Here is a 24,055-nt window from a genome sequence, read left to right as displayed (position 1 = left end):
ACCTTAAAAGAGTGAGTCAATCTCTTTTAAGGTATTTTTTAATTAGACTTATTAAGTGAATTTGAGGCAATACTGATAAAATATAGAACTGCGTAAATATTTTAAAGGGTGAAAAAAACATGGAATTCCACGTAAAAATATTCTGAAGTGCGTAAATCTTTCTGTAAAATTCGTAAAAATAGTCGAATCCACGTAATTATTAGTTAGTGTGTAAAAAGTAGTGAAAGTACGTAAATAATAAAAAAATTACGTGAATAAGAAAGGGAATCGCGTAAAAGGTTAGTAAACTCGCGTAAATTTTGTGAAAAGCACTTTGAAAAATTAACTTTGCGATAATAATATAAAGATCCAGATAAACGCAAAAAAAGAATGACCACGACGACAGGTCATTCTCTGTTGATTTAATACTTTCTATGTCTAGCAATTAACGCTTGCCTATAGCAACTTAAAAATGAAAGCTGCAAGTCGTATTTTTAGGGAAATATATTTCAATAAATTATTGGCAAAAATGCGCTTATTGCCTTTATATCTAAGATGTTAATTTTACTTTTTTCTTCGTCGTTGTCCATTTGCCTCGGCTTGGGCTAACAACCAAGTCATTAAAGGCTAACACATTCAAATCTCTTTGAATGGTGCGAGGAGTGATGTTGAACTCTTCGACTAAATCCTGTGTAGACACCGTCCCTTTATCAAGGATAAACATATACACGTCTTTAATACGATTAAGCATTCTGTCAGTAGTTGGTTTCATAATTATGAACCACTCCTTCGATCTTAATTCTCATGGCAAAGACTAGCGGACGACAATTAGTGCAGAGGTGCACATAGGCGTATTATATTTCTGCCTTAGACATCCCCTTTTTTAAATTTTTTTGTCAAGTAAATAACTATGACAACGCCATTATATCAGCAAACTATTAATTTTTCCATAATTCTCAATTAATTAATATAATTTTTAAATGTTTGTAATGTGATAATACGAAAAATAGTATTAGATTATGTCAAATGTGCTTGTACTTTATTTTATTAAGAGTAAAATAATCGTAATTACAATTTGAGGTGGTATAAAATGGATTGGTTTACAATCGCGCAATCTAGAAAAGATGAGTTAATTTTAGAATTACAACATTTAATTCAAATTGAAAGTGTTCTTGATGAGGATGGAGCTACTGAGTCAGCGCCTTTTGGTCAAGGTCCGTTAAAGGCATTGCAATTTATGCTTCAAAAAGGGGAACAGCAAGGATTTATTACAAAAAATGTAGACAATATTGCTGGCCATATCGAAATGGGAGAAGGACAAGATATACTGGGAATTTTATGTCATGTAGATGTTGTTCCAGCTGGGGATTCATGGACATATCCACCCTTTAAAGGTGAAATTGCAGATGGGAAAATTTATGGTCGTGGTGCAATAGATGATAAAGGACCGACGATGGCAGCCTGGCTGGCGATGAAAATGGTGAAGGATGCGGGGGTCAAATTAACCAAACGTGTTCGAATGATTATAGGAACAGATGAAGAAAGCGGCTTTCGCTGTGTAGAGCGTTATTTTGAAAAAGAAGAGATGCCTGCTATTGGTTTTGCTCCAGATGCAGATTTTCCGATGATTAATGCTGAAAAAGGAATCGCGGTGCTTGATTTTTCACAGCAGGGTCCAATAAGTAAAGATGAGGAATTAGTTGCTTTTCAATCTGGTCATCGTACAAATATGGTGCCGGACTTTGCAAAGGCTATTGTTCAAAACTTACCAAATGAAATTGAATCAGAATTTCAGAAATTTTTAGAAAAAAATATGACGGAAGGTACTTTAACGAAAGAGGAAAATAGATATATAATAACTATTAAAGGAAAGTCAGCACATGCATTGGAACCAGAAAAAGGTAAAAATGCAGCAGTATTGCTTTCAAGATTTTTACAAGGATTTATAACTACGAATGCAAGTAAGCAGTTTGTATCATTTATGGTAAATGCTTTCGACAACGATCATTATGGGACAAATTTAAAGTTAAATTTTGCTGATGAAATGTCAGGTCAAACAACCTTAAACCCAGGTATCGTTCTGTTTCATAATGAACATGGCGGACGTATTCAAGTTAGTATGCGTTATTCAGTTTCATATCCATTTGAGCAAAAAATTACAGAAGCAGGTGATCTCTTATCCTCTTATGGATTTGCACTTGATGTTGTATCAAACTCAGCTCCGCATTATGTTGCTGAAGAAGAAATGCTCGTTCAAACATTACTAAAGGTATATCGAAAGCATACTGGCGACTTATCAAAGCCGCTATCTACTGGTGGTGGGACGTATGCACGTACAATGGAAAAAGGGGTTGCATTTGGTATGTTATTCCCTGGTGAACCTGATGTTGCGCATCAAGCAGATGAATTTGTTGTCATTGAAAATTTAATTAAAGCAGCTGCTATTTATGCTGAAGCAATTGTAGAACTAGCTAGTGAAAAATAATAAGAAGGACGTGGGAAAAGTGGGTTATACATTATGGAATGATAAGATTGTGAATGATGATGAGGTTATTATTGATAAGGAAGACCGTGGATATCAATTCGGCGACGGCGTTTATGAAGTAATCAAAGTATACAATGGCGAAATGTTTACAGCACAAGAACATATTGATCGTTTTTATTTGAGTGCTGATAAAATTAAAATCACTATTCCTTATACAAAAGATAAATTAATTAAACTACTTCATGAATTAATAGAAGCAAATAATTTAAATACAGGAAATCTTTATTTCCAAATTACACGAGGTACTTCTCCACGTAATCATTTGTTCCCAGGTGATGATGTATTGCCAGTACTAACTGGAAATGTAAAAGAAGCGCCTCGTTCAGTAGAAAATATGCAAAATGGTGTGAAAGCAACAATACTTGAAGATATTCGTTGGCTGCGCTGCGATATAAAATCATTAAACTTATTAGGTGCTGTTTTAGCTAAACAAGAAGCACATGATAAAGGCTGCTATGAAGCAATTTTACATCGTGATGGAACAATTACTGAAGGTTCTTCGACAAATGTCTTTGGCATTAAAGATGGGGTGCTATATACTCATCCTGCTAACAATTTAATTTTGAGCGGAATTACACGTGGTGTTATTTTAACTTGTGCGAAGGAAATTGGCCTACCTATTAAAGAAGAAGCATTTACGACAGAACAAGCATTGAATATGGATGAATTATTTGTTTCTTCAACAACTTCTGAAATTACACCAGTAGTAGAAGTGGATGGAGTGAAAATTAACGGTAGCGTTATTGGCGAATGGACTCGTAAATTACAAGAACAATTTACAACAAAAATTCCACAGCCATTACATTCTAATAAATAAGAAAGAAACTTTTTTAGAATAACATAGTTTCATTAAATGATAGAAAAATTAGGAGTGTAGGCAAAGTTTAAACTGACTTTAAGAGTACAGTTCACTTTTGACTACACTCCTTTTTCTATTTATGACCTTTTAAAAGCAGCTGTTCTGACGATCTAGCAAACACTTGTCAGAAGTTTATCTGCAAAGATAGCAGTGTTAGGTACAACATAAGTATAAAAAGCGAATGTCGACAGTCTGAACTTCTGTTGATAGTCATATTGAGATGCAGGTTAGCCCCTATTTTTTTTTCTTTCCCTCATGTAAAATTGAACCATCGGCTATAGATTAGATAGGAGTGTTTTAATTGGCTCAATTAGTAAAGCTTCAAGATTATATTTCAAGATATCAAATGAATTTAACTAGGTATCCAACTCAGTTTGTACGTTTAAAGAAAAGCCAGTGGGAGAGAGTGAAGCATCAATGGTTATCGGGAGAAGAAATTCCTGAGTGGGAACATATTGATAATCAGGAGGAAATTCAAGAACCAAAAAGACGTATTTCCCTGTTAAAAAAATTTAAGTTCAAAAAACAAGAACTGGAAGAGGAAGATATCGAAAAAGTTGATGTTTCGAATGAGTTAATTAATCAAGAAGATGAAATTCAAGAAGAAGAGACTACATTATTCTTTGAGCCAAAAATAGTGTATTATCCTAGTACGTTGGAAGAATTAAAAAGAATGTTTTTTGATCAATTTTTTCATTTTCAAATAAAATGGGCAAGCTCGACATTACGTGAAAAATCCTATGTTGATCCGAGATTTATGCGGGATACTATGCTAAGAAGCTTGCTTCAACGCTATCCAGATAGTTATTTAGTATTTTATTACCCTATTGTGAAAGTAAAAAAAGCACCGGTTGAATTAGATATTATATTATTAACACCGACAGAATGTATTTGTATTACAGTTGTTGAAGAAGAAAATTCAGCTGTTTTTGTTGGAAACAGTGATCGTTTTTGGACAAAAAAAGTAGGGAAAATCGATAAAAAAGTGCTAAATCCAATTATTCAACTTAACAGGATGGAATCAATAATTTCGCAGCTGTTTATCAATAATGAAGTTGAAATGCCTATTCGAAAAGTACTACTATCAAGAAATGGCTATTTTGATTATCCTGGCTCAATCTATAATGTACAGTTTGTGGATAAACGTGAGTACCCAAAATGGATGCTGCAAATGAAACGGTCAACTTCCCCTATGAAACGTATGCAAATGCATGCAGCTCAAACGATTTTGCAATCCGTCCAAACTACCTCATTTAACCGAGATATTTGGAATGCTGAGCAACAAGAGGAAAAGTAAGCGTGAAGCTATATTTTATTATTAATGAATTTGCAGGAAGTGGGAAAGGGAAGAAAGTTTGGCAGCAATTAAGGAAAGAATTAACTACACCTTCCTTCAATTTTACTTTTACGAGATATGAGGGACATGCAAGTAAGCTTGCAGAACATTTTTGTGAAAAGGCATTAGCTTCTAATCAGACAGCTTTAATCATAGCAATTGGCGGAGACGGGACTATTCATGAAGTGGTAAATGGTGTTATAGGGTATAGTAATGTCTTAGTTGGTGCTGTTTGTGCTGGATTGGGAAATGATTTTTCAAGAGGCTATGCTTCTTTCCAAACAGCACGCCAAATTGATGACTTTATGATGCACAGTGGGAGAGCTTTTCAAGAGAAGGACTGCGGTATAGTAAAGCTGAATAAAGAAAATCTAAAAAAGTATTTTGTGAATAATACTGGAATCGGCTTTGATGCATATATAGCTTATAAAACAAATAATTCAAAAATAAAGAAAAGATTAAATAAAATAGGTCTTGGGCAGCTCAGCTATATATATTTTGTTCTATATTGCTTATTTACCTATAAATTATTTAAATTAACTATTCAACAAGACGGACAACAGTATACATACGAAAAAGTATGGTTTGCAACAGTTTCAAATCAGCCTTACTTTGGAGGTGGCATGAAAATATCCCCAAATTCTTGTTCAAAAGATGGACTAATAGAGTTAACAATTGTCTATAATCTCTCAAGATTTAAACTATTACTGCTCTTTATAACTGTTTTTTTCGGTGCGCATACACGATTAAAGGAAGTTGTTCAAATAAGCAGCAGCAAGTTCATTTTAAGTGTAGATAAGGAATTGCCGTGCCACGCAGATGGAGAATTAATAGGAACTACAAAGAAAGAGTCGGAAATTACTTATACTGTAAGTTTGAATAGTTTGAAACTAGCCGATGTAAAATAGCGAAAATATGAAATTATAAGAAATATAAGTTATAATAAAATGGAATTTCTCTTCATTCAGCAATTATATTAGGTGGGTGAAGAGCAAAGGTGTAATTGATGTACAACTAGAAATGAGGATAAATGAAGTGAGATTAAGAAATAAACCATGGGCAGAGGAATTCATAAATAGTCATCCAGAAATTATTATTCCAAGCCCAGAGCAATATAAAGGGAATTGGAAAGAAGTATTTGGAAATGATCATCCTCTTCATATAGAAGTTGGGACGGGGAAAGGTCAATTTGTTACGGGAATGGCGCTTGCAAATCCAACTATTAATTATATTGGAATCGAATTATATGATAGCGTCATTGTAAGTGCTTTAGAAAAAGTTTTAGATGCAAATACACCGCCAAATTTACGATTATTAAAAGTAAATGGGGCAGATTTAGATAAATATTTCCAAAAAAATGATATTAGTCGTGTTTACTTGAATTTCTCAGATCCTTGGCCGAAAACACGTCATGCAAAGCGTCGTTTAACGCACGAAGGATTTTTGAAATTATATGAGTCGATTTTAATCGATAATGGTGAGGTTCATTTTAAAACGGATAATCGTGGCCTCTTCGAATATTCCCTTGTAAGCATGTCTGAATATGGTATGCTGCTAAAATATGTATCACTTGATTTACATGCAAATATGCCGGAAGACAATATTATGACGGAATATGAAGAAAAATTTTCAGCTAAGGGCCAGCCGATATATCGTCTAGAAGCACAGTTCGTTGCCAAATAAGGAATTATGATTAGTTAACGGTTGTGTAATTTAAAGATGAAGAAGTGGGCTTAACATCTATCGATTAGAATCATTTCAATTGAAATAGTTGTAAAGGGGAGAGATGGATGGATACGTTTCAATTTCACAACATGTCATTAACATGGCTTAATGGGGGTGTAACTTCTTTAGATGGTGGAGCAATGTTTGGGGTGGTGCCGAAACCTCTTTGGTCACGCAAATATCCTGTAAATGAAAAAAATCAGATAGAACTTGCATGTGAACCAATCTTGCTTCAATATGAGGGGAAAAATTACTTAATCGATAGTGGTGTCGGTTTTAATAAATTAACAGAAAAACAACTTAGAAACTACGGTGTAACCGAAGAATCGACAATATTACAAAGCTTAGAAGAGCTTGGGCTTACTGCAATGGATATTGATGCCGTATTAATGACGCATCTGCATTTTGACCATGCTGGAGGATTGACTCGCTGGGAAGGAGATGTACTAGTTCCGACATTCCCGAATGCAAAAATCTATACGACTCAAATTGAATGGGATGAAATGAGAAGCCCTAATATCCGTTCCAAAAATACGTATTGGAAGGAAAATTGGGAGCCTATTCAAGAGCAAGTGGAAACTTTTACAAATTCATTAGTTGTTGCACCTGGCTTAGAGATGATTCATACTGGTGGGCATAGTGATGGTCACGCAATTATAAAATTATCGCAAAACGATGAAACTATGCTTCATATGGCTGACATTATGCCAACACATGCTCACCAAAATCCATTATGGGTTCTAGCTTATGATGATTATCCAATGACAAGTGTATTTGCAAAGGAAAAAATCATGAAGGAAGCTCTTGCAAACGGCTATAAATTTATTTTTTACCATGATGCTTATTACCGCATGATTCAATGGTCGCCAGATGGAAAAGAAGTAATTGATTCATTAAAACGAGGCAAAGAGGCAAAAATACAATTTCAAACGAATTTATAAAAGAAAGCTGTTCGATTTGATTATCGAACAGCTTTAATATTAACTTTGTTTTATAAGTTCTACCACTACACCTGACCGTGCATCGGCCGCGAATTCATATGTCTCCATTTCACCATTGACAACTCTTGAAATACCCCCGCGATATACTGGAATTGTCATAATGCCATTCCTAAATTCTTCAGCTTTCATATAAATCCAAGATCCATCAATTGGACTTTCTTTTTTAAATTCAGCTTTTACATTATTTAAAACTTGATTTGCAGAAATAAATGGAGAAATTTTTTCAGAAGTTTCTTTAATGATAATTGCTGCAGCTAATCCAGTAGCTACACCTATTAAAAAATCCCGTAATTTCATTTGCCATCCTCCTTTAAGTATTCCTTATTTTAACATCAATTTTTAAAGAAGTCTTGCAGTACAATATGAATTTATTGTTGCTCCTTTAATATGCCCCCAATGATTGAAATTTCACTTTATGGTAAAATGAAGAACAAATGAAATAGGGAGTGTTTATTGATGAACGAGGAGACTTTGCGGTTATTTAAAACTTTAACGGAATTACCTGGCGCACCAGGCAATGAGCATGCTGTTCGTCAATTTATGCGAGGTGAGCTTGAAAAATATTCTGATGAAATAATACAGGATAATTTAGGCGGAATTTTTGGCGTTAGAAAAGCAAAGGATATTAGCGCTCCGAAAATTTTAGTTGCTGGTCATATGGATGAAGTGTCTTTTATGGTAAGGGACATTACAGAAAACGGTATGATTCGTTTTCAAACATTAGGTGGTTGGTCTAACCAAGTGTTGCAAGCACAGCGAGTAACCGTTTATACAAAGAATAAGGAGATTCCTGGGGTCATTGCATCGATACCACCGCATTTATTAAGAAATACTGAAAATAATAAACAAACAGAAATAAAGGATATGCTGATTGATGTAGGTGCAGATAGTAAAGAGGATGCGCTTGAAATGGGTATTCGACCTGGTCAATCGATTATTCCAATATGCCCGTTCACTCCAATGGCAAATCCGAAAAAAATTATGGCAAAAGCTTGGGATAACCGTTATGGCTGCGGACTAGCGATAGAATTATTAAAAGAATTAAAAGATGAAAAGGTTGTAAATAATCTTTATTCTGGTGCGAATGTAATGGAAGAAGTTGGTCTCCGTGGTGCTCAAGTATCTGCTAATATGATAAAGCCAGATTTATTTTTCGCATTAGATGCTTCGGCTGCAAATGATACTACAGGGGATAAAACCCAATTTGGTCAATTAGGAAAAGGAACACTTCTAAGAATTTACGATCCGACAATGGTAACACATCGAGGCTTGCGTGAATTTATTTTAGATACTGCTGAGTCTAATGATATTCCTTACCAGTACTTTGTTTCGAATGGTGGAACGGATGCAGGGAAAGTGCATATAGCAAACGAGGGAATTCCAAGTACTGTAATAGGTATTTGTTCTCGATATATTCATACCGCTGCTTCTATAATTCATATTGATGATTATGCAGCTGCAAAAGAACTGCTTATTAAGCTGGTAAAATCACTTGATCGAACAACGGTTGAAACTATTCTAAACAATGCGTAAAATAGTAAAGGTAAAGAAGGTGCCCAAATCGGCATCTTTTTTATTGAAGTTTGCGTCTTAATATTAGATCCATGTAGATTTGGATTGTTGTGATGGAGATGAATTTAGTGCAAATAGCAATTGGAACAAAAAATAGAGCAAAAACTGCAGCTATTAAAAATATAGTAAATACATTTTTTGATGATGTACATTTTGAGCAGTATTCAGTACCTTCTAATGTATCAGAGCAGCCATTTTCAAATGAAGAGACGAGGCAGGGTGCAATTAACCGAGCAATAAATACGTTAAAATCATCGAATGCTGATTTGAATTTTGGATTAGAGGGAGGAGTCTGCGAAATAGATGGATTAATGTATTGTTGCAACTGGGGAGCAGTTGCTTTAAAAGATGGTACTATTATCTCATGCAGCGGTGCACAATTTTTGCTCCCAGAAGAAATTGCAAATGAATTACGGGCTGGCAAAGAATTAGGACCTGTTATGGATGAGTTTACTAAACAAAAAGATACGAGATCTAGTTTAGGAGCTGTTGGTGTATTTACTGCTGGTCTTGTAGACCGTACTGAAATGTTTGAGCATATTGTTAAACTATTAATTGGTCAATATTTATATATCAAAAATTAAATATTGCAATGCAACTTAAATGCAACATCATTAATCAATAAATAACTATTAAGAAATTGGTAGAAAGTGAGGCATACATATATGAAACGCAAGTGGTTTTTCGGACCTGCTGTTTTAGTTTTAATATTAGCACTAGCAGGGTGTGGCAAAACTGTTGAAGAGCAGATTAATACAGGAGTAGCAAATGCACAAACTGTATTCGAAGAAAATGCTCAAGAACCTAATAAAACAATTGGAGATATTGAATTATATCTGCCTTCTGGCTTTAACGTGGAGAAAAGTGATGATGTTAATAATTTAATCGTTACAAAAGGAAAGGACAGCTTCATTTTATTTGTTAATAGCAATGAAAAAGAAGATAGCAACTTGCATTATGAATTATTAAAGAATGATAAATCAAAAAAAATCGTTAAAGAAGAAACTGTTGAGTTTGATGGGGCATTTGGTTTTACAGCAGTAGTTGAGTATGATGAAGAACGCTTTGAATTAATCGCAAGCTGTGGTGGCGTGAAAATTTCAACCATTTCTGAAGATAAAAATATAGATGGAAAACTTGTTGATATGATGACAATTGTTCGTTCTGTTAAATTAGTTGAAGAAGCTGACCAGACAAACTAATCGATAGAAATTAAAACTTTTGTTACAATATAATTAAATGCTTTTAAAGTACGGTTCACTTTATGTGAGCCGTTTATTGCTGTTTAGGAAATATTAAAGAAAATACTTAGAAGAATTTTAATTAGTATCGGTTGGGTGAATGTGAGGGGTGAACACGATGTTGGTTATGGAAGGTGTCACAAGGCGAGACTTTCCCGCTCCTACACAAGTTACAGAGCCACGTTAAAAAAGCTTCTCAAATGAAAAGGATGTGATTTAATGAAATCGAAGGAATTGGTAGAGCAATTAAAATTGCGATTAGGAACCGAACAATTTGAATTTATTTTTGATAAAGAAAAAGATAGTTTAAGACTTAATCATAAATCATTAAATCGAGGAATGGATATATTACTCCCAGATATTTTAGCGAAATATCATACAAAAAAAGAGAAGGCGATTGATGAAGTTGTCTACACAATTGAGCAAACATTTAATGCAATGAAAAAAGAACAGTCAGAAGGATTCCATGATTTATCTTTAGTGTATCCAGTCATCCGTTCTGCCTCTTTTCCATTAAAATCAAACGAAGGTCATCCATTTGTTATGACAGATCATACTGCTGAAACACGGATTTATTATGCACTTGACTTAGGGACAACCTATCGATTAATTGATGAGTCCATGTTGGGAAAATTAAATGTTTCAGCAAATCAAATTCGGGAAGCCGCACGTTTTTCAGTTCGGAAATTATCGACAAAAACCAAAAAGGATGAAGTTGCTGGAAATATTTTTTATTTTCTAAATGAAAATGATGGTTATGATGCAAGTCGTATTTTGAACGAATCGTTTTTAAAGGAAATGAAATCAAAAATCGAAGGTGATATGACCGTTTCAGTTCCACATCAAGATGTGTTAATTATTGGTGATATTCGGAACGAAGTAGGTTATGATGTATTAGCACAAATGACAATGCATTTCTTTACAGTTGGTGCCGTTCCAATTACATCATTATCATTTGTATATGAAAATGGTGAATTAGAACCGATATTTATACTAGCGAAGAATAAAGTAAAAAAGGAGCAAGAAGAGTAATGTTAATATCGTACAATAAGAAATATGTTGGAGATGTACTATTAGTACAATTAGCATCTGAAAGAATCGTCAATACGGAAGTTGAGAAAATTGGTGATTTTGCAATTTTAAAAGAGAAGGCAACAGGGGAAATAAAAGCATTTAATTTATTCAATGCAAGTAAATATATAGATTTAGATGTGGAAGGAAATGTGGAAGTAACACCTGAGCTAGTACAAAAAATTGAAAAAGCTATGGATGAAAATGGAGTAAAAGTTTCATTAGATATCGACTTTTCACCGAAATTCGTAGTAGGTTATGTAGAGGAAAAAGAAAAACATCCAAATGCTGATAAATTAAGTATTTGTAAAGTAAATGTAGGCGAAGAAGTATTACAAATTGTATGTGGTGCACCGAATGTTGAAGCTGGGCAAAAGGTAGTAGTGGCAAAAATAGGAGCAGTTATGCCTTCTGGGTTAGTTATCAAGCATTCTGAATTACGAGGTGTTGCTTCAGAAGGAATGCTTTGTTCAGCACGTGAATTGGCAATTCCAAATGCGCCTTCTGCAAAAGGTATTTTAGTATTGGATAATGATACTGAAGTTGGAGTACCATTTGAAATTCCTTCAACATTATAATATCGACAAGCCAAAGAGATTCTAACAATAGTTGGAGTCTCTTTTCTTTATATAGAAACAACGATTAACAAATACATGTAAAATTGTAAATTTAAAGGAAAATCAACAATTCAAATTATTAGAAGTATGATAAACTGTAAAAAGATGCTCAATTGCTAAAATTAATTATTTTCTGAATAAATATCCTGTTGGAAGGGTGATTGAAATGAGACGCAAATGGATTGTAACAGTACTAATAGCTGTTATCGGAGTCGTTTTTTTAACGATGTATTTAAATCAATCAAATACTAAAGCACATCCTAATGTAATAATTGAAACACAAATTTCACCAGTAGATGATAAAACTTATGACAGCATTGGTAGTTTGGAATATGTTAAAAACCCGGAGAAAGATAATTTCAAACTACTAAAATCACTTGTAAAAGTCACTTACCCAAAAAATGTACAAAATGTAGAAATAGAATTTTTAAAAACATATAAAGAATTACTTGGTGATGATATTTATTGGACCGGGGAGATTTGGGAATATCCTCATCCGGACGATAACACAATTGAACATTACCATGAAATTATTATCTATACAGGTGAAACAAATGAACAACAACTAAAAGATATGCTTAGTAAAGGAACAATGAAAGTAACCTGGAAGGAAAATGAAAAAGTAATAAGTGAGAAACACACTCTTGATGAAGCTGTTTTATTTAAGAAATAGTAGGTTTAGCGACAAATTCTGTTAAAAAACCACCAGTGATATTACTGGTGGTTTTAATTTTAACTAAATGTCTCACCATTGTTATAAAATTGCAATCTATTTATGATATGATTTTGATATAAAATATCTTATAAAAATCGTTAAATTTTAAAGTATAAAGCTGTAAAATTAATAGATGAAATGACTAAATCAGGTTAATTTAAGATACCTATATACATATAATTACATTATAATATAAAAGCTATGTCCATAGAAAAGAGTGAGTATATTGAATTGGTTTAAAAAACAATTAAATAAATTATTTGATAATGAAATAGAAGATGATGAAAATTATTACGATGATTTAAATTATGAGGAAGAAAACTCAAATTCTTATATAAATGAAAACCATATAGTTGAACAACAAAATTATACAAAAAGGTCAAGTTTTCGTTTTCCACTTATTGCAGATGATGAATTAGATTCAACAAAAACTGTCCAAGCTTCTAGTGAAATAAACAAGAAGCAATTTCCAAATGATAGAATCGTTGAAAATCCAATCGATAGACCTAAAAATTTTTATCAACCAAATGCGATATCTAAAGTGTATGATGTTGAGGTTTCTGGGATTAAAGAGCTTTTAGAAAAACGTCAGCGAATTAAAGGCTATTCCAATGTATTAAATCAAAATGCAACGAAAATTCGAAAAGTTGAAAAGCCAAGAAGTGAAGAGCGGATAATAAAAGAAGTTATCAAACAACAGCAGCCTATTCGAGTAAAAACTGCAAATAACCCACAGGAAAGTAAACGAAGATTCATTCCAACGGATGTACCTTCTCCTGTTTATGGCTATAAAAAGCCGAGTAACATTGGTGACCTGTTAGAAAAAAAGCAGAATCATGATAAACAACAAATTACGAAGTACTACGAAGAAGAGAATGATATTGAGGCATCAACTGAAAATGTTCAATTAAAAAATAACATCAGTGCACCTAGTTTAACGGAAAGCTTTCAATCATTAGAGAGTACGAACAATTCGATTGAAACGATAAATTCGCGCGGGAAAATAGCAGAATCAGTTGAAACAGTTCAATTAGCTGAAGAAATTACGAGTACAGTTGAAACAATTCAAATAGCAGAAAAAGCGAGTACATTTGAAATAGCCCAAGCTGCAGAAGAAATGGCAAGTTCGGTTGAAGCGATTCAAACAACAGAGGAAATGCTAAGTTCGGTTGAAGCGATTCAAGCAACTGAAGAAAAAGCAAGATCAGTTGAAACAGTTCAAGAAGCAGAGGAAATGCTAAGTTCGGTTGAAGCGATTCAAGCAACTGAAGAAAAAGCAAGATCAGTTGAAACAGTTCAAGAAGCAGAGGAAATGCTGAGTTCGGTTGAAGCGATTCAAGCAACTGAAGAAAAAGCAAGATCAGTTGAAATATCTCAAGAAGCAGTGGGAATGGCAAGTTCGGTTGAAACAATTCAAGCTGCAGAAGAAACTACGAGTACAATTGAAATCGAAGCAGAAGAAAAAACAGAACCAAGTGAGATGGTTCAAGCAACTGAAGAAACATTAGAACGAGTTGAACTAGAAAAAACTGAAGAAATAGTTGGTTCTATTGAAATGGAAAAAACAACAAAAGAAATAGCAAGTATAGATGAAATGATTCAAGTTGGCGAGGAATTTATTCATACAGTTGAAATCGCTGAGGAGCTAGGTGAAATTCAAAATCCCCAAGCTGAAAATATGGAAGTAAATAAGCAAATTTTCGAGCAATATTTAAGTAATAGTTTCATAGATATTGATAGAGAAGATGAACAAAAACCAGTTGTTTTAAACAACGTGATTTACGAAAACGCCGAAGAAATTCCGATATTGGCCGAAGAAGTAGTCGAAGCTCCTGAATCGGTTGGCGATTTAACAGAACAATCAAAAAATATTACTGAAGAAACTGAGTCTGACTTTTCTGATGTAACAACTTTGGAAAAATATGAAGAAGAAAAAAAAATAATTGAACCGCTGGATGAAAATTTAGAGAAAAGCGAGCAACCAAAAGGGAGTAAGCTGCCTTTTAACGTATTAATGCTAAAATCCGATAAAGAAAAATATGCAGCCAAATTAGCACAAAAAGAAATGCAGCAACATAATGATGATATTAAAGAAATTTCTAGGCACTCACCTCATGTAGTTTCAAAAACTGTTATTGAACAAACAACTGAAGTAAACAATCAAGAAATGATAGATCATCATTCAAGTACAGATGCAGCGTTCACAGAACAGAAAATGATTTTAGAGAATATAGAAGAGAAAGAAGACACAATAAGTGAATTAAATGTAACAGAAAATATTGAAAAAGCATCACCTAAAATATACAAAAAACCTTCACTGGATTTTTTATCGCCTCCTGAGGAAAAAACGGAAGATCGTGAGTGGATGGAGTCCCAGGCGGATGTTTTGGTTGAAGCATTGTCTTACTTCCAAGTAACAGCGCAGGTTGAATCAATTATGCAAGGGCCGGCTGTTACCCAATTTGAAATTACGGTAGGTCATGGTACAAAGGTAAGTAAAATTCGCAATTTAGCAGATGATTTGAAACTTGCTTTGGCTGCAAAGGATATTCGAATTCAAGCACCGATCCCTGGGAAAAGTTCTATCGGAATCGAAATCCCAAATCGTATTTCGCGTGCTGTTCGATTGTCTGAGGTAACATCCAGTGAATCATTTAGAGATTCTGAATCACCGTTAGAAGCAGCGCTTGGTCTTGATTTAACAGGGAAACCGGTAACAATTGACTTGAGAAAAATGCCGCATGGTCTTATTGCAGGGGCTACTGGATCGGGTAAATCTGTTTGTATTAATTCAATTTTAGTAAGTTTATTATATAAAGCGGACCCTCATGAGTTGAAACTAATGCTTATTGATCCGAAAATGGTCGAGCTCGCACCATTTAATCATATTCCTCATTTAGTCAGTCCGGTTATAACAGATGTGAAGGCTGCTACAGCTGCGTTAAAATGGGCAGTTGAAGAAATGGAACGTCGCTATCAATTGTTTGCGCATGCTGGTGTACGAGACTTGCCACGTTTTAATAAGTTAGCTGAACAAAACGGAGAGTATGGTCATAAATTACCTTATATTTTAATCGTGATTGATGAGCTTGCAGATTTAATGATGATGTCTCCAGCTGACGTAGAAGAAGCGATTTGTCGAATTGCTCAAAAAGCAAGAGCATGTGGTATTCACTTAATCGTTGCTACCCAACGCCCGTCAGTAGATGTCATTACAGGGCTAATTAAATCGAATATCCCAACTAGAATTGCCTTTGCAGTTTCTTCTCAAGTTGATTCACGCACTATTTTAGACAGTCAGGGTGCAGAGAGACTGCTAGGTAGAGGGGATATGCTTTATTTAGGTAATGGAATGAGTGCACCAATCCGTTTACAAGGAACATTTGTTACAGATGACGAAATCGAGGAAATTATCGAGCACATTCGTGAGCAAGGAGAACCTGACTACTTCTTTGAGCAAGATGAATTATTGAAAAAGACTGAAATGATTGAAGAAACAGATGAATTATTTGAAGAGGTTTGCCGTTTTGTGTACGAACAAGGGACTGCATCTACTTCTTCTATTCAAAGAAAATATCATATTGGTTATAATCGTGCAGCACGCTTAATTGACATGCTTGAAAGTCACGGATTTATTTCGGAGCAAAGAGGAAGTAAACCTAGAGAAGTTTTTATTACCGACACAGATTTAACTTCAATGTTTGATTAATGCTTGGAAAGTTGTGCTTTTGATAAAACTTATCTTTTGCGCAACTCTCTGGCAGTAAATTCTATATTGAATTTGTTGGAGGGGGCACTCCCTCTCATTTTTTTGCAAATAAGAAAATAAAAAACTCTCTTGTCTGCATAAGTGCAACTAGGCTAATCAGCAATAATGCTGAGCAATTAGCCAAGTTTTCTATCGGATAACAAAAAAGCTTGATAAATGAGGAATATATGTGCAAATATTAGTTATCCTTCATATATCGTTTTATAAAATTAGTGCTATAATGGGGTAAGTTTTTAAAATATGGCACAAACTAACTAAAATAACAATTGTTTATTCAATGAGGTCAAGTACCTCGGGAGGTTCAAATATGACATTTTATCACTTTACAGGAATTAAAGGATCAGGTATGAGTTCACTTGCACAAATTTTGTTTGATTCGGGTGAGCAAGTTCAAGGATCCGACGTTGAAACATATTTCTTTACTGAACAACCATTAAGAGATCGAAACATTAAAATTTTACCTTTTGACGAAAATAATATTCAGCCAGGTATGACCATTATAGCTGGAAATGCCTTTCCAGATGACCACCCAGAGCTATTGCGTGCAAAAGAATTAGATCTGGAAATCATCCGATATCACAAATTTTTAGGAGAATATATTAAAAATTATACTTCTATAGCAATTACAGGAGCACATGGCAAAACTTCAACAACAGGTCTTATGAGCCATGTAATTGGTGGATATATGCCTACTTCATACTTAATAGGAGACGGAACAGGTACTGGTAAGGAGGATGCTTCATTTTTCGTTATGGAGGCATGCGAGTACCGACGCCATTTCTTAGCATATCAACCTGATTATACAGTAATGCTTAATATTGATTTTGATCATCCAGATTATTTTGCGGATGTAGAAGATGTATTTTCGGCATTTGAACAATTAGCATTACAAGTTAAAAAAGCTATTATTGCATGTGGCGACGATGAGCACTTACAAAAAATTCAAGCGAATGTTCCAGTTGTTTACTACGGCTTTGGTGAGAACAATGATTTCTCTGCAAGAAATATCGAGAAAACAACTGAAGGTACATCGTTCGAAGTGTATGTACGCAATGAATTTTATAGTAAATTCTTCATCCCGCTGTTTGGAGATCATGCAGTACTAAATTCATTAGCTGTAATTTCTTTATGTCATTACGAGGATATTCCAGCACAAGTAATTCAAGAACGGTTAACTACTTATACAGGTGTGAAAAGACGTTTTACAGAGACGAAAATTGGGAATAATGTACTTGTTGATGACTATGCGCATCATCCAACAGAAATAAAGGCAACAATTCAATCTGCACGTCAAAAATACCCAGATCGACCAATCGTTGCGATTTTCCAACCGCATACTTTTAGTCGTACACAAGCATTTTTACAACAATTCGCTGATAGTTTATCTAAAGCAGATGCTGTTTATTTATGTGATATTTTTGGCTCTGCTCGTGAAAAACAGGGCGCATTGTCGATTGATGATTTAGGAAAGTTAATTGAAGGAAGTAGTATTATTCAAACTGAAAACATTGAGTTGCTAAAACAATACAACAATGCTGTTTTCTTATTTATGGGTGCAGGTGATGTTCATAAGTATCAAGATGCTTTTGAAGATTTACTGAAAAAAAGTGAAGAAACAGCTTAAACATTAAGTTTAGGCTGTTTTTCAAACTCTAGAAGGATTTTTAAAAATTTTGTCGAATAGTAATATTTATCAGACGTAGGAGGTTCATCATAATGGAAGTAATATTATACATCGCAGCACTTATTGCAGCAATTGGATTTTTAGTACTATGTATCAGTGTAGGAATGACATTATTCTCACTTAAAAATACATTAAACAGTATGGCAGGTACAGTAGCAGGAATTGAAGGGCAAATGGAAGGAATCACTCGTGAGACAACCTCACTTTTAGAAAAAACAAATACATTAGCTGAGGATATTACGCAAAAGTCTGCAAAATTAAATTCTGTTGTAGACGCTGTAAAAAATATTGGTGAATCCGTTAATGGTTTAAACAATTCAATCAATCAAATTACAACTTCAATTTCATCTGAAGTTAGTAAAAATGAAGAAAAAATCGCACAAGTTGTACAATGGAGTAATGTAGCGCTTGAAATCGCTGAAAAATGGAAACAAAGAAAAACGATTGATCAAGATGATGTTGATGAAGCTACTGAAAAAATTGTAAAAAAATCTTCGAAATTTAGAAGAAAAAAATAAAGAATTAAGGGGATGGGTATTATGACTGGGGAAAAGCCAAATTTTAACGAAGTAAAAAATGAAATAGCAAATTTACCTCTAAGTTCGGGGAAACATGAAGTAATATACGAGGAGGAGACATTGAACATGAAAGACTTTGTGATTGGTGCTTTAGTTGGAGGAATTGTAGGAGCAGCAGCTGGATTATTGCTGGCGCCGAAAACAGGAAGAGATTTGCGCAGTGATGTAGCTACACAAGCAGTAAATTTAAAAGATAAAAGTGTAACACTTTCATCGACTGCAAAAGAAAAAACTGTACAATTATCAAATCAAATTAAAGAACAATCTACTCAATTAGTAGATAAAGTAAAAACGAAGAATACAAAAGTTCCGCCAGTATTTGACGATGGCACAGTATCTTCTGAAGGCGAAGAGCCATTGGAAGATGAGACGTATGAAGGTGTAGATATGGCAGAAATTTCACGCCCATCTTCAATTTAATAAAACAGAATAATATGTAAATAAAGGACCGTCCCAAAAACAACATTTTGGAACGGCCTTTTTATTATTTATTAGTGAACAAATTTCGATATATTCCGTATATAAAATATCAAGTAAATCAAAAAATTTACCGATAAGATGTATTTGTAAAGGAGGGGAATGAATGTTAAAAGAATTCAATAATTTAATGGACTACATTGAAAAACATTTGACGGAAGAAATCTCTGGAGAAGATATATCAAAAATTGTAGGAATATCTGATTATCATTTTAAAAGAATGTTTTCTTATATGGCTGGCATGTCATTAAAAGAGTATATCAAAAATAGAAGATTATCAGTTGCAAATGAAGAATTAGTTAACGGAGCAAAAGTGACAGACATTGCCTATGAATATGGTTATCAATCTATAGAAGGATTTTCAAGAGCCTTTCGTGAATGGAGCGGTTTTTTGCCTTCAGAAGTAGCTAAGAACAAAATTCAAAAATCATTTCCTAAATTTACGTTCTTTATAGATGTAAAAGGAGGAATATCAATGGAATTCAAAATTGAAAAGAAAGAAAAGTTTAATATAGTAGGCGTATCGAAAAGAGTGCCAATTCAATTCGAAGGTGAAAATAATGCGATCATAGAACTGGCTCAGTCGATTACACGACAACAAAGGGATGAAATGCATAGGTTAGCTGATTTATATCCTCATCAAGTGTTGAATGTATCGTATGATTTTGATGATGGTTTTTTAGAAGAAAAAGGATACTTAACTCATATGATTGGTTTTGCAACGACAAAAAAGAATACATTCGATGATTTAGAGCAAATTTCTATTGAAGAAAGCTTGTGGGCAATTTTCCCTAATCAAGGGCCGTTTCCTGCTACACTTCAAGAAACACACGCTAAAATTTATTCTGAATGGTTGCCTTCTTCAGATTATGAAGTTGCAGATTTACCTGGGATTTCTTTTACAAAGTACAATAATTCTTCGGAAAATGTATATAGCGAAATATGGATGCCAATAAAAGGAAAAAATTAGCGATAAACTTGGATGATTATTCTGTTTACTGAGGGGATTTCAGTTAATACTTTCTATACAATACTAGACCAGTTAGTAATTATCTAACTGGTCTTTTTAAATTTGATAGTAATCAACCTTATCGCTAATAAAGCTTTTTATTTTCGTTATTTTTTGTGGTTGCTTTATCAGCCCGTTTGAATTCTTTTCGGTATAAAACTTCTTGCGTCGATGTCAATCCATTATCTTTTGTTGTTAACTGCTCATGCGGCTTTTTTTGTTCCTTCATTGTAAACACTCCTCTCATTTTTAGTCTTTATCAGTTTTTCCTTTATAACATTAGATATTCCATCTATTAAAATTCGAATAAAATTTTAAAAAGAGATACCCTTAATTTTATTTTTGGGTACCTCTGTTGGTAAGGATGTGATATTTATTTCTCGATTTTTAGCTTGTAACTGGATTTTCCGATAATAATATTTCTAATGAATCTCCACCGAAGATTTCTGCATCAAATGATGAAGGAATACCATTTTTTAAAATCGTAAAACTTCCTTTGAAATTCGATGGCAATTGCCAGTTAGAAAAACGAAACACATCTTGAAAAATCCATTGATTTGTATCTTTATTTATAATTTGAATAGCAGTTCCATTTGAAATAGTAGTTGTCGGTAGAGCAGCGACGCCATTTATTAACACTTCTCTGCAGACCTTTCTTAGTTCCACCTGTTCATTTTGGAATGTTACAACAATTTTATCTTCTAATAATAAATCTAATTTATTCACTACTGTATCTACTGTTGGAAGTGTTGTATCTTGGATTGTAATCGTATCTCCATCATTAATTGGATACTGTAGTTTTCCAGGTTTACCATTAATAAAAATCTTCGCCGAATACTCAGGCAAAAATAAAGGCTGCCCATCGACTAAAATATAAAATGACTGCAATTTTTTTAGAATATCAAATCGATTAATATGCTTTAATACTTCTTCTACGGTTTCAACGGTCTCTACTTTTACTTGATCATAATCTTTTAATTCCTGATCTAGAGAAGCGGCTTTATCATTTACATGTATAGTAGGCTCAATAGTATAGTTTGTTTCATTAACAGTAACGGTTTTTACTGTTGCATTATCAACAATGTCGCGGACTGTTGCTTGTGCATCTTTGCCGTTTCTTCCTTCAACTAAGGAAATCACATCACCATTCTTTATCTCTGTTTTTGTGGAAGCAATCTCTCCATTGACAAGGATGCTTGCAGGTTGACCGTGTTCGCCTGGAATAAGAATATTTTGTTCATTGACTGTTATTGATATTCCATGTCCTGGCCTTCCATATAACTGGTTTGCTCGAATATTTGCGGCTAAAAATGCGTCTGCAACAGTCATTTCCTTCATTTCAAACAACCGGACAATTTGATCATTTACAGTAATGGTCATATATTGTATTGGTGCCTTTTTTGCAGCAATCGCAATTCCTATAGGTGTTACAAGCTCTGGTGTAGCAGGGATTGAATCTTCCTTTGTTAAATTTTGAATTGCATCAATTCCACGAACTGCTACACGATTTGCAGGAAGCTGTAAAATTGTAGCTATTTCATTCGTTAAATTAGGCGTTAAACTTCCTCCACCGACTAGCATAATTGCTTTAGGAGGATTTTGATTATTTAATCTTAGAATTTCATTACTTATTGCTTCTGCTAATGCACGAATAGCTGGCTGAATAGCATCTAATACTTCACTTTTTGGATAAAGCTGATCAAAGCCTAATATATCTTTAATTAATATTGATTCTTCCGTTGCTAATTGTCGTTTAGCATTTTCAGCAATATGGAAATCTAATAAGAAATGATCACTTAAAGCCTCTGTTATTTCATCTCCAGCAGTAGGTACCATTCCATATGCAACAATTGTACCTTTATCCGTTATAGCAATATCTGATGTTCCGGCTCCGATATCAACTAGCGCTACATTTAATCGCCTCATAGAAGATGGAATTAGTACATTAATGGCAGCAATCGGTTCAAGCGTCAATGCTTCCATTTCTAAGTCGGCTCTTTTTAAAGCTGCTAGAAGTGATTCAACAACAACACGTGGTAAAAATGTAGCTATTACTTCAACTGTTGCTTCATTGCCTTGCTGATCAAGCAAACTGCCAATTTCCTCTCCGTCCAATCGATAGTACAGTACAGAGTATCCAACACAGTAATAATGATTTGAACTTGCGTCTTCCCTATGTTGCAGCAGTTGTTGCTGAGCCTGCTGAACTGCCTGCAGCTCTAGTCGACTAATATCCTCTTCAGTAAAGATTGGGCGATTTTTAATATTAACTGTAATGCTTGCTTGCTCTGTTTTTAAAGCTCGTCCAGCTGCTGCTACACTAACCTTAGTTAACGGCCCATGTTTTAATTCTAATTCAGCCTTAATTTCTTTTATTAGATCTGCCACATATAAAACATTATGTATTTGTCCATCGACCATTGCCCGTTCTTTATGTTCTTTCATGATAATATCAATGACATGAAAATGTTCGTTCTGCTCTTCTAAAATGATACCGACTACTGAACGAGTACCGATATCTAAAGCAAATAATTTCGAACTCACTTAAAACACATCCTTTCATAAAATATTATTAAATTCATTTTAGTGAAGAATAGTAGCATTTTCACAAGGTTTGCTTTAGCGAGTTGAAGCGCTAAATTAAAATGCGTGACAATTTGAATATTCTTGATTATAATAGGATTATTATTTTAAAATGTATCATACATTTCAGCAATCTGAAAGAGTTGGGTACAGTGAGAGGAGAAAAGGGAATGAGTGAGCAAAATCTAGAAGCACTTCGCAGTCAGATTGACGAATTAAACCTAGAAATTCTACGTTTAATTAACGAAAGAGCAGAAGTAGTAAATGAGATTGGTAAAATTAAAGAAAAACAAGGTGTTAACCGATACGATCCTCTACGCGAAAGACATATGTTGAATTTATTAAAAGAACATAATAAAGGCCCGTTAAATCAAATGACGGTTGATTATATATTTAAACAAATTTTTAAAACTGCTTTAAAACAATTAGAAGCAGATAAGAAAAAAGAATTGTTAGTATCTCGTAAGAAAAAGTCAGAAGATACTGTCATTGAGATTAATGGAGAAAAAATTGGTTCAGGCACACCTACATTTGTATTTGGTCCATGTTCAGTAGAATCATATGATCAAGTAGCAAAGGTAGCAGCTTCAATCCAATCTAAAGGATTAAAGTTAATACGTGGCGGTGCTTACAAGCCTCGTACATCTCCATACGATTTCCAAGGTTTAGGTCTAGAAGGGCTGAAAATTTTAAAACAAATTTCAAAAGAATACGGTTTAGCTGTTGTAACTGAAATTGTAACTCCTGCTCACATTGAGGAGGCGTTGGATTACATTGATGTCATTCAAATTGGTGCACGCAACATGCAAAACTTTGAATTATTAAAAGCAGTAGGTGCAACGAATAAGCCGGTTTTACTAAAACGTGGATTAGCAGCAACTATTGATGAGTTTATTCATGCAGCTGAATACATTATGTCAAAAGGTAATGAAAACATTATGCTTTGCGAACGTGGTATTCGTACTTATGAGAAAGCTACACGCAATACGTTAGATATTTCAGCAGTTCCAATTTTAAAACAAGAAACACATTTACCAGTTTTCGTAGATGTTACTCATTCTACTGGTCGTCGTGATCTATTATTGCCTTGTGCGAAGGCGGCAATTGCTATTGGAGCTGACGGGGTAATGGCAGAAGTACATCCAGATCCATCTGTTGCATTGTCTGATTCACAACAACAAATGGATATTCCACAATTTGATGCTTTCTACGAAGAAATTCAAAAATTTATGAAACAATACGAATTTAAAGCTTAATAATTATAAGTACCGGCCAATATATTTTGGTCGGTATT

The 24,055-nt window shown here is 34.0% G+C and carries 22 protein-coding genes; 18 read left to right on the top strand and 4 right to left on the bottom strand.

Annotation, left to right across the window (positions count from 1 at the left end; all coding sequences use genetic code 11):
• Nucleotides 1-529: 529 nt before the first annotated feature.
• A complete protein-coding gene (locus MKY04_RS15490) occupies nucleotides 530-751 on the bottom strand; it encodes a DeoR family transcriptional regulator (protein ID WP_097072935.1) in 222 nt (73 codons plus the stop codon).
• Between the two features lie 318 nt (nucleotides 752-1,069).
• Here MKY04_RS15490 and pepV point away from each other — a divergent pair, with 318 nt between their 5' ends.
• The 6 genes from pepV (at nucleotide 1,070) to MKY04_RS15460 (ending at nucleotide 7,385) form a co-directional block, all read left to right on the top strand.
• Nucleotides 1,070-2,464 (top strand): dipeptidase PepV, encoded by a 1,395-nt coding sequence (pepV, locus tag MKY04_RS15485; RefSeq protein ID WP_126294099.1) that lies wholly within the window; start codon nucleotides 1,070-1,072, stop codon nucleotides 2,462-2,464.
• Between the two features lie 19 nt (nucleotides 2,465-2,483).
• Nucleotides 2,484-3,341 (top strand): D-amino-acid transaminase, encoded by an 858-nt coding sequence (gene dat, locus MKY04_RS15480; protein ID WP_126294098.1) that lies wholly within the window; start codon nucleotides 2,484-2,486, stop codon nucleotides 3,339-3,341.
• A gap of 343 nt (nucleotides 3,342-3,684) precedes the next feature.
• Nucleotides 3,685-4,680 (top strand): nuclease-related domain-containing protein, encoded by a 996-nt coding sequence (locus MKY04_RS15475; protein WP_346234673.1) that lies wholly within the window; start codon nucleotides 3,685-3,687, stop codon nucleotides 4,678-4,680.
• 2 nt (nucleotides 4,681-4,682) lie between these two features.
• On the top strand, nucleotides 4,683-5,627 hold the full coding sequence (locus MKY04_RS15470) for a diacylglycerol kinase family protein (protein WP_346234672.1): 945 nt from the start codon (nucleotides 4,683-4,685) through the stop codon (nucleotides 5,625-5,627).
• 127 nt (nucleotides 5,628-5,754) lie between these two features.
• Nucleotides 5,755-6,402, top strand: coding sequence for a tRNA (guanosine(46)-N7)-methyltransferase TrmB (gene trmB, locus MKY04_RS15465; RefSeq protein WP_126294140.1), 648 nt, complete (start codon nucleotides 5,755-5,757; stop codon nucleotides 6,400-6,402).
• A gap of 107 nt (nucleotides 6,403-6,509) precedes the next feature.
• Nucleotides 6,510-7,385 (top strand): YtnP family quorum-quenching lactonase, encoded by an 876-nt coding sequence (locus MKY04_RS15460; protein WP_126294094.1) that lies wholly within the window; start codon nucleotides 6,510-6,512, stop codon nucleotides 7,383-7,385.
• Nucleotides 7,386-7,424: 39 nt separating this feature from the next.
• Here MKY04_RS15460 and MKY04_RS15455 read toward each other — a convergent pair whose 3' ends face one another.
• The gene (locus MKY04_RS15455; protein WP_126294093.1) at nucleotides 7,425-7,742 is read right to left on the bottom strand and encodes a hypothetical protein; all 318 of its coding nucleotides are present in this window, start codon (nucleotides 7,740-7,742) and stop codon (nucleotides 7,425-7,427) included.
• 159 nt (nucleotides 7,743-7,901) lie between these two features.
• Between MKY04_RS15455 and MKY04_RS15450 the strand changes: the two genes are divergently transcribed.
• The 11 genes from MKY04_RS15450 (at nucleotide 7,902) to MKY04_RS15400 (ending at nucleotide 20,139) form a co-directional block, all read left to right on the top strand.
• Nucleotides 7,902-8,978: a M42 family metallopeptidase gene (locus tag MKY04_RS15450; RefSeq protein WP_126294092.1), complete on the top strand. Its 1,077-nt coding sequence runs from the start codon at nucleotides 7,902-7,904 to the stop codon at nucleotides 8,976-8,978.
• Nucleotides 8,979-9,085: 107 nt separating this feature from the next.
• On the top strand, nucleotides 9,086-9,601 hold the full coding sequence (locus tag MKY04_RS15445; RefSeq protein WP_185807691.1) for a DUF84 family protein: 516 nt from the start codon (nucleotides 9,086-9,088) through the stop codon (nucleotides 9,599-9,601).
• An 81-nt stretch (nucleotides 9,602-9,682) separates the two neighbouring features.
• Nucleotides 9,683-10,219: a hypothetical protein gene (locus MKY04_RS15440; RefSeq protein ID WP_346234671.1), complete on the top strand. Its 537-nt coding sequence runs from the start codon at nucleotides 9,683-9,685 to the stop codon at nucleotides 10,217-10,219.
• A gap of 258 nt (nucleotides 10,220-10,477) precedes the next feature.
• Nucleotides 10,478-11,290 (top strand): DUF1444 domain-containing protein, encoded by an 813-nt coding sequence (locus MKY04_RS15435; protein WP_346234670.1) that lies wholly within the window; start codon nucleotides 10,478-10,480, stop codon nucleotides 11,288-11,290.
• Nucleotides 11,290-11,907, top strand: coding sequence for a YtpR family tRNA-binding protein (gene ytpR / locus MKY04_RS15430; RefSeq protein ID WP_126294088.1), 618 nt, complete (start codon nucleotides 11,290-11,292; stop codon nucleotides 11,905-11,907). The genes MKY04_RS15435 and ytpR overlap by 1 nt, the downstream gene beginning before the upstream one ends.
• A 205-nt stretch (nucleotides 11,908-12,112) precedes the next feature.
• On the top strand, nucleotides 12,113-12,619 hold the full coding sequence (locus MKY04_RS15425) for a hypothetical protein (protein ID WP_346234669.1): 507 nt from the start codon (nucleotides 12,113-12,115) through the stop codon (nucleotides 12,617-12,619).
• Between the two features lie 268 nt (nucleotides 12,620-12,887).
• Entirely contained in the window at nucleotides 12,888-16,370 is a 3,483-nt protein-coding gene (locus MKY04_RS15420) for a DNA translocase FtsK (protein WP_342774107.1), read from the top strand.
• 367 nt (nucleotides 16,371-16,737) lie between these two features.
• Nucleotides 16,738-18,054: a UDP-N-acetylmuramate--L-alanine ligase gene (gene murC, locus MKY04_RS15415; RefSeq protein ID WP_346234668.1), complete on the top strand. Its 1,317-nt coding sequence runs from the start codon at nucleotides 16,738-16,740 to the stop codon at nucleotides 18,052-18,054.
• A gap of 92 nt (nucleotides 18,055-18,146) precedes the next feature.
• Entirely contained in the window at nucleotides 18,147-18,632 is a 486-nt protein-coding gene (locus MKY04_RS15410) for a DUF948 domain-containing protein (RefSeq protein WP_126294085.1), read from the top strand.
• Nucleotides 18,633-18,653: 21 nt separating this feature from the next.
• Nucleotides 18,654-19,112: a YtxH domain-containing protein gene (locus tag MKY04_RS15405; protein ID WP_126294084.1), complete on the top strand. Its 459-nt coding sequence runs from the start codon at nucleotides 18,654-18,656 to the stop codon at nucleotides 19,110-19,112.
• 163 nt (nucleotides 19,113-19,275) lie between these two features.
• Nucleotides 19,276-20,139: an AraC family transcriptional regulator gene (locus tag MKY04_RS15400; protein WP_346234667.1), complete on the top strand. Its 864-nt coding sequence runs from the start codon at nucleotides 19,276-19,278 to the stop codon at nucleotides 20,137-20,139.
• 124 nt (nucleotides 20,140-20,263) lie between these two features.
• On the opposite strand, the gene MKY04_RS15395 is transcribed toward MKY04_RS15400, so the two are convergent.
• Both MKY04_RS15395 and MKY04_RS15390 read right to left on the bottom strand, forming a co-directional pair.
• Entirely contained in the window at nucleotides 20,264-20,407 is a 144-nt protein-coding gene (locus MKY04_RS15395) for a YfhE family protein (RefSeq protein ID WP_126294082.1), read from the bottom strand.
• Nucleotides 20,408-20,565: 158 nt separating this feature from the next.
• On the bottom strand, nucleotides 20,566-22,722 hold the full coding sequence (locus MKY04_RS15390; RefSeq protein ID WP_126294081.1) for a cell division protein FtsA: 2,157 nt from the start codon (nucleotides 22,720-22,722) through the stop codon (nucleotides 20,566-20,568).
• A gap of 209 nt (nucleotides 22,723-22,931) precedes the next feature.
• On the opposite strand from MKY04_RS15390, the gene MKY04_RS15385 reads away from it, so the two are divergent.
• On the top strand, nucleotides 22,932-24,017 hold the full coding sequence (locus MKY04_RS15385; RefSeq protein ID WP_126294080.1) for a bifunctional 3-deoxy-7-phosphoheptulonate synthase/chorismate mutase: 1,086 nt from the start codon (nucleotides 22,932-22,934) through the stop codon (nucleotides 24,015-24,017).
• Nucleotides 24,018-24,055 lie beyond the last annotated feature (38 nt).

This window comes from Lysinibacillus telephonicus (assembly GCF_039654155.1).
Classification (GTDB): Bacteria; Bacillota; Bacilli; order Bacillales_A; family Planococcaceae; genus Ureibacillus; species Ureibacillus telephonicus.
Note: the sequence above shows the minus strand (reverse complement) of the source record. Positions and strands in the feature narration are given on the sequence as shown.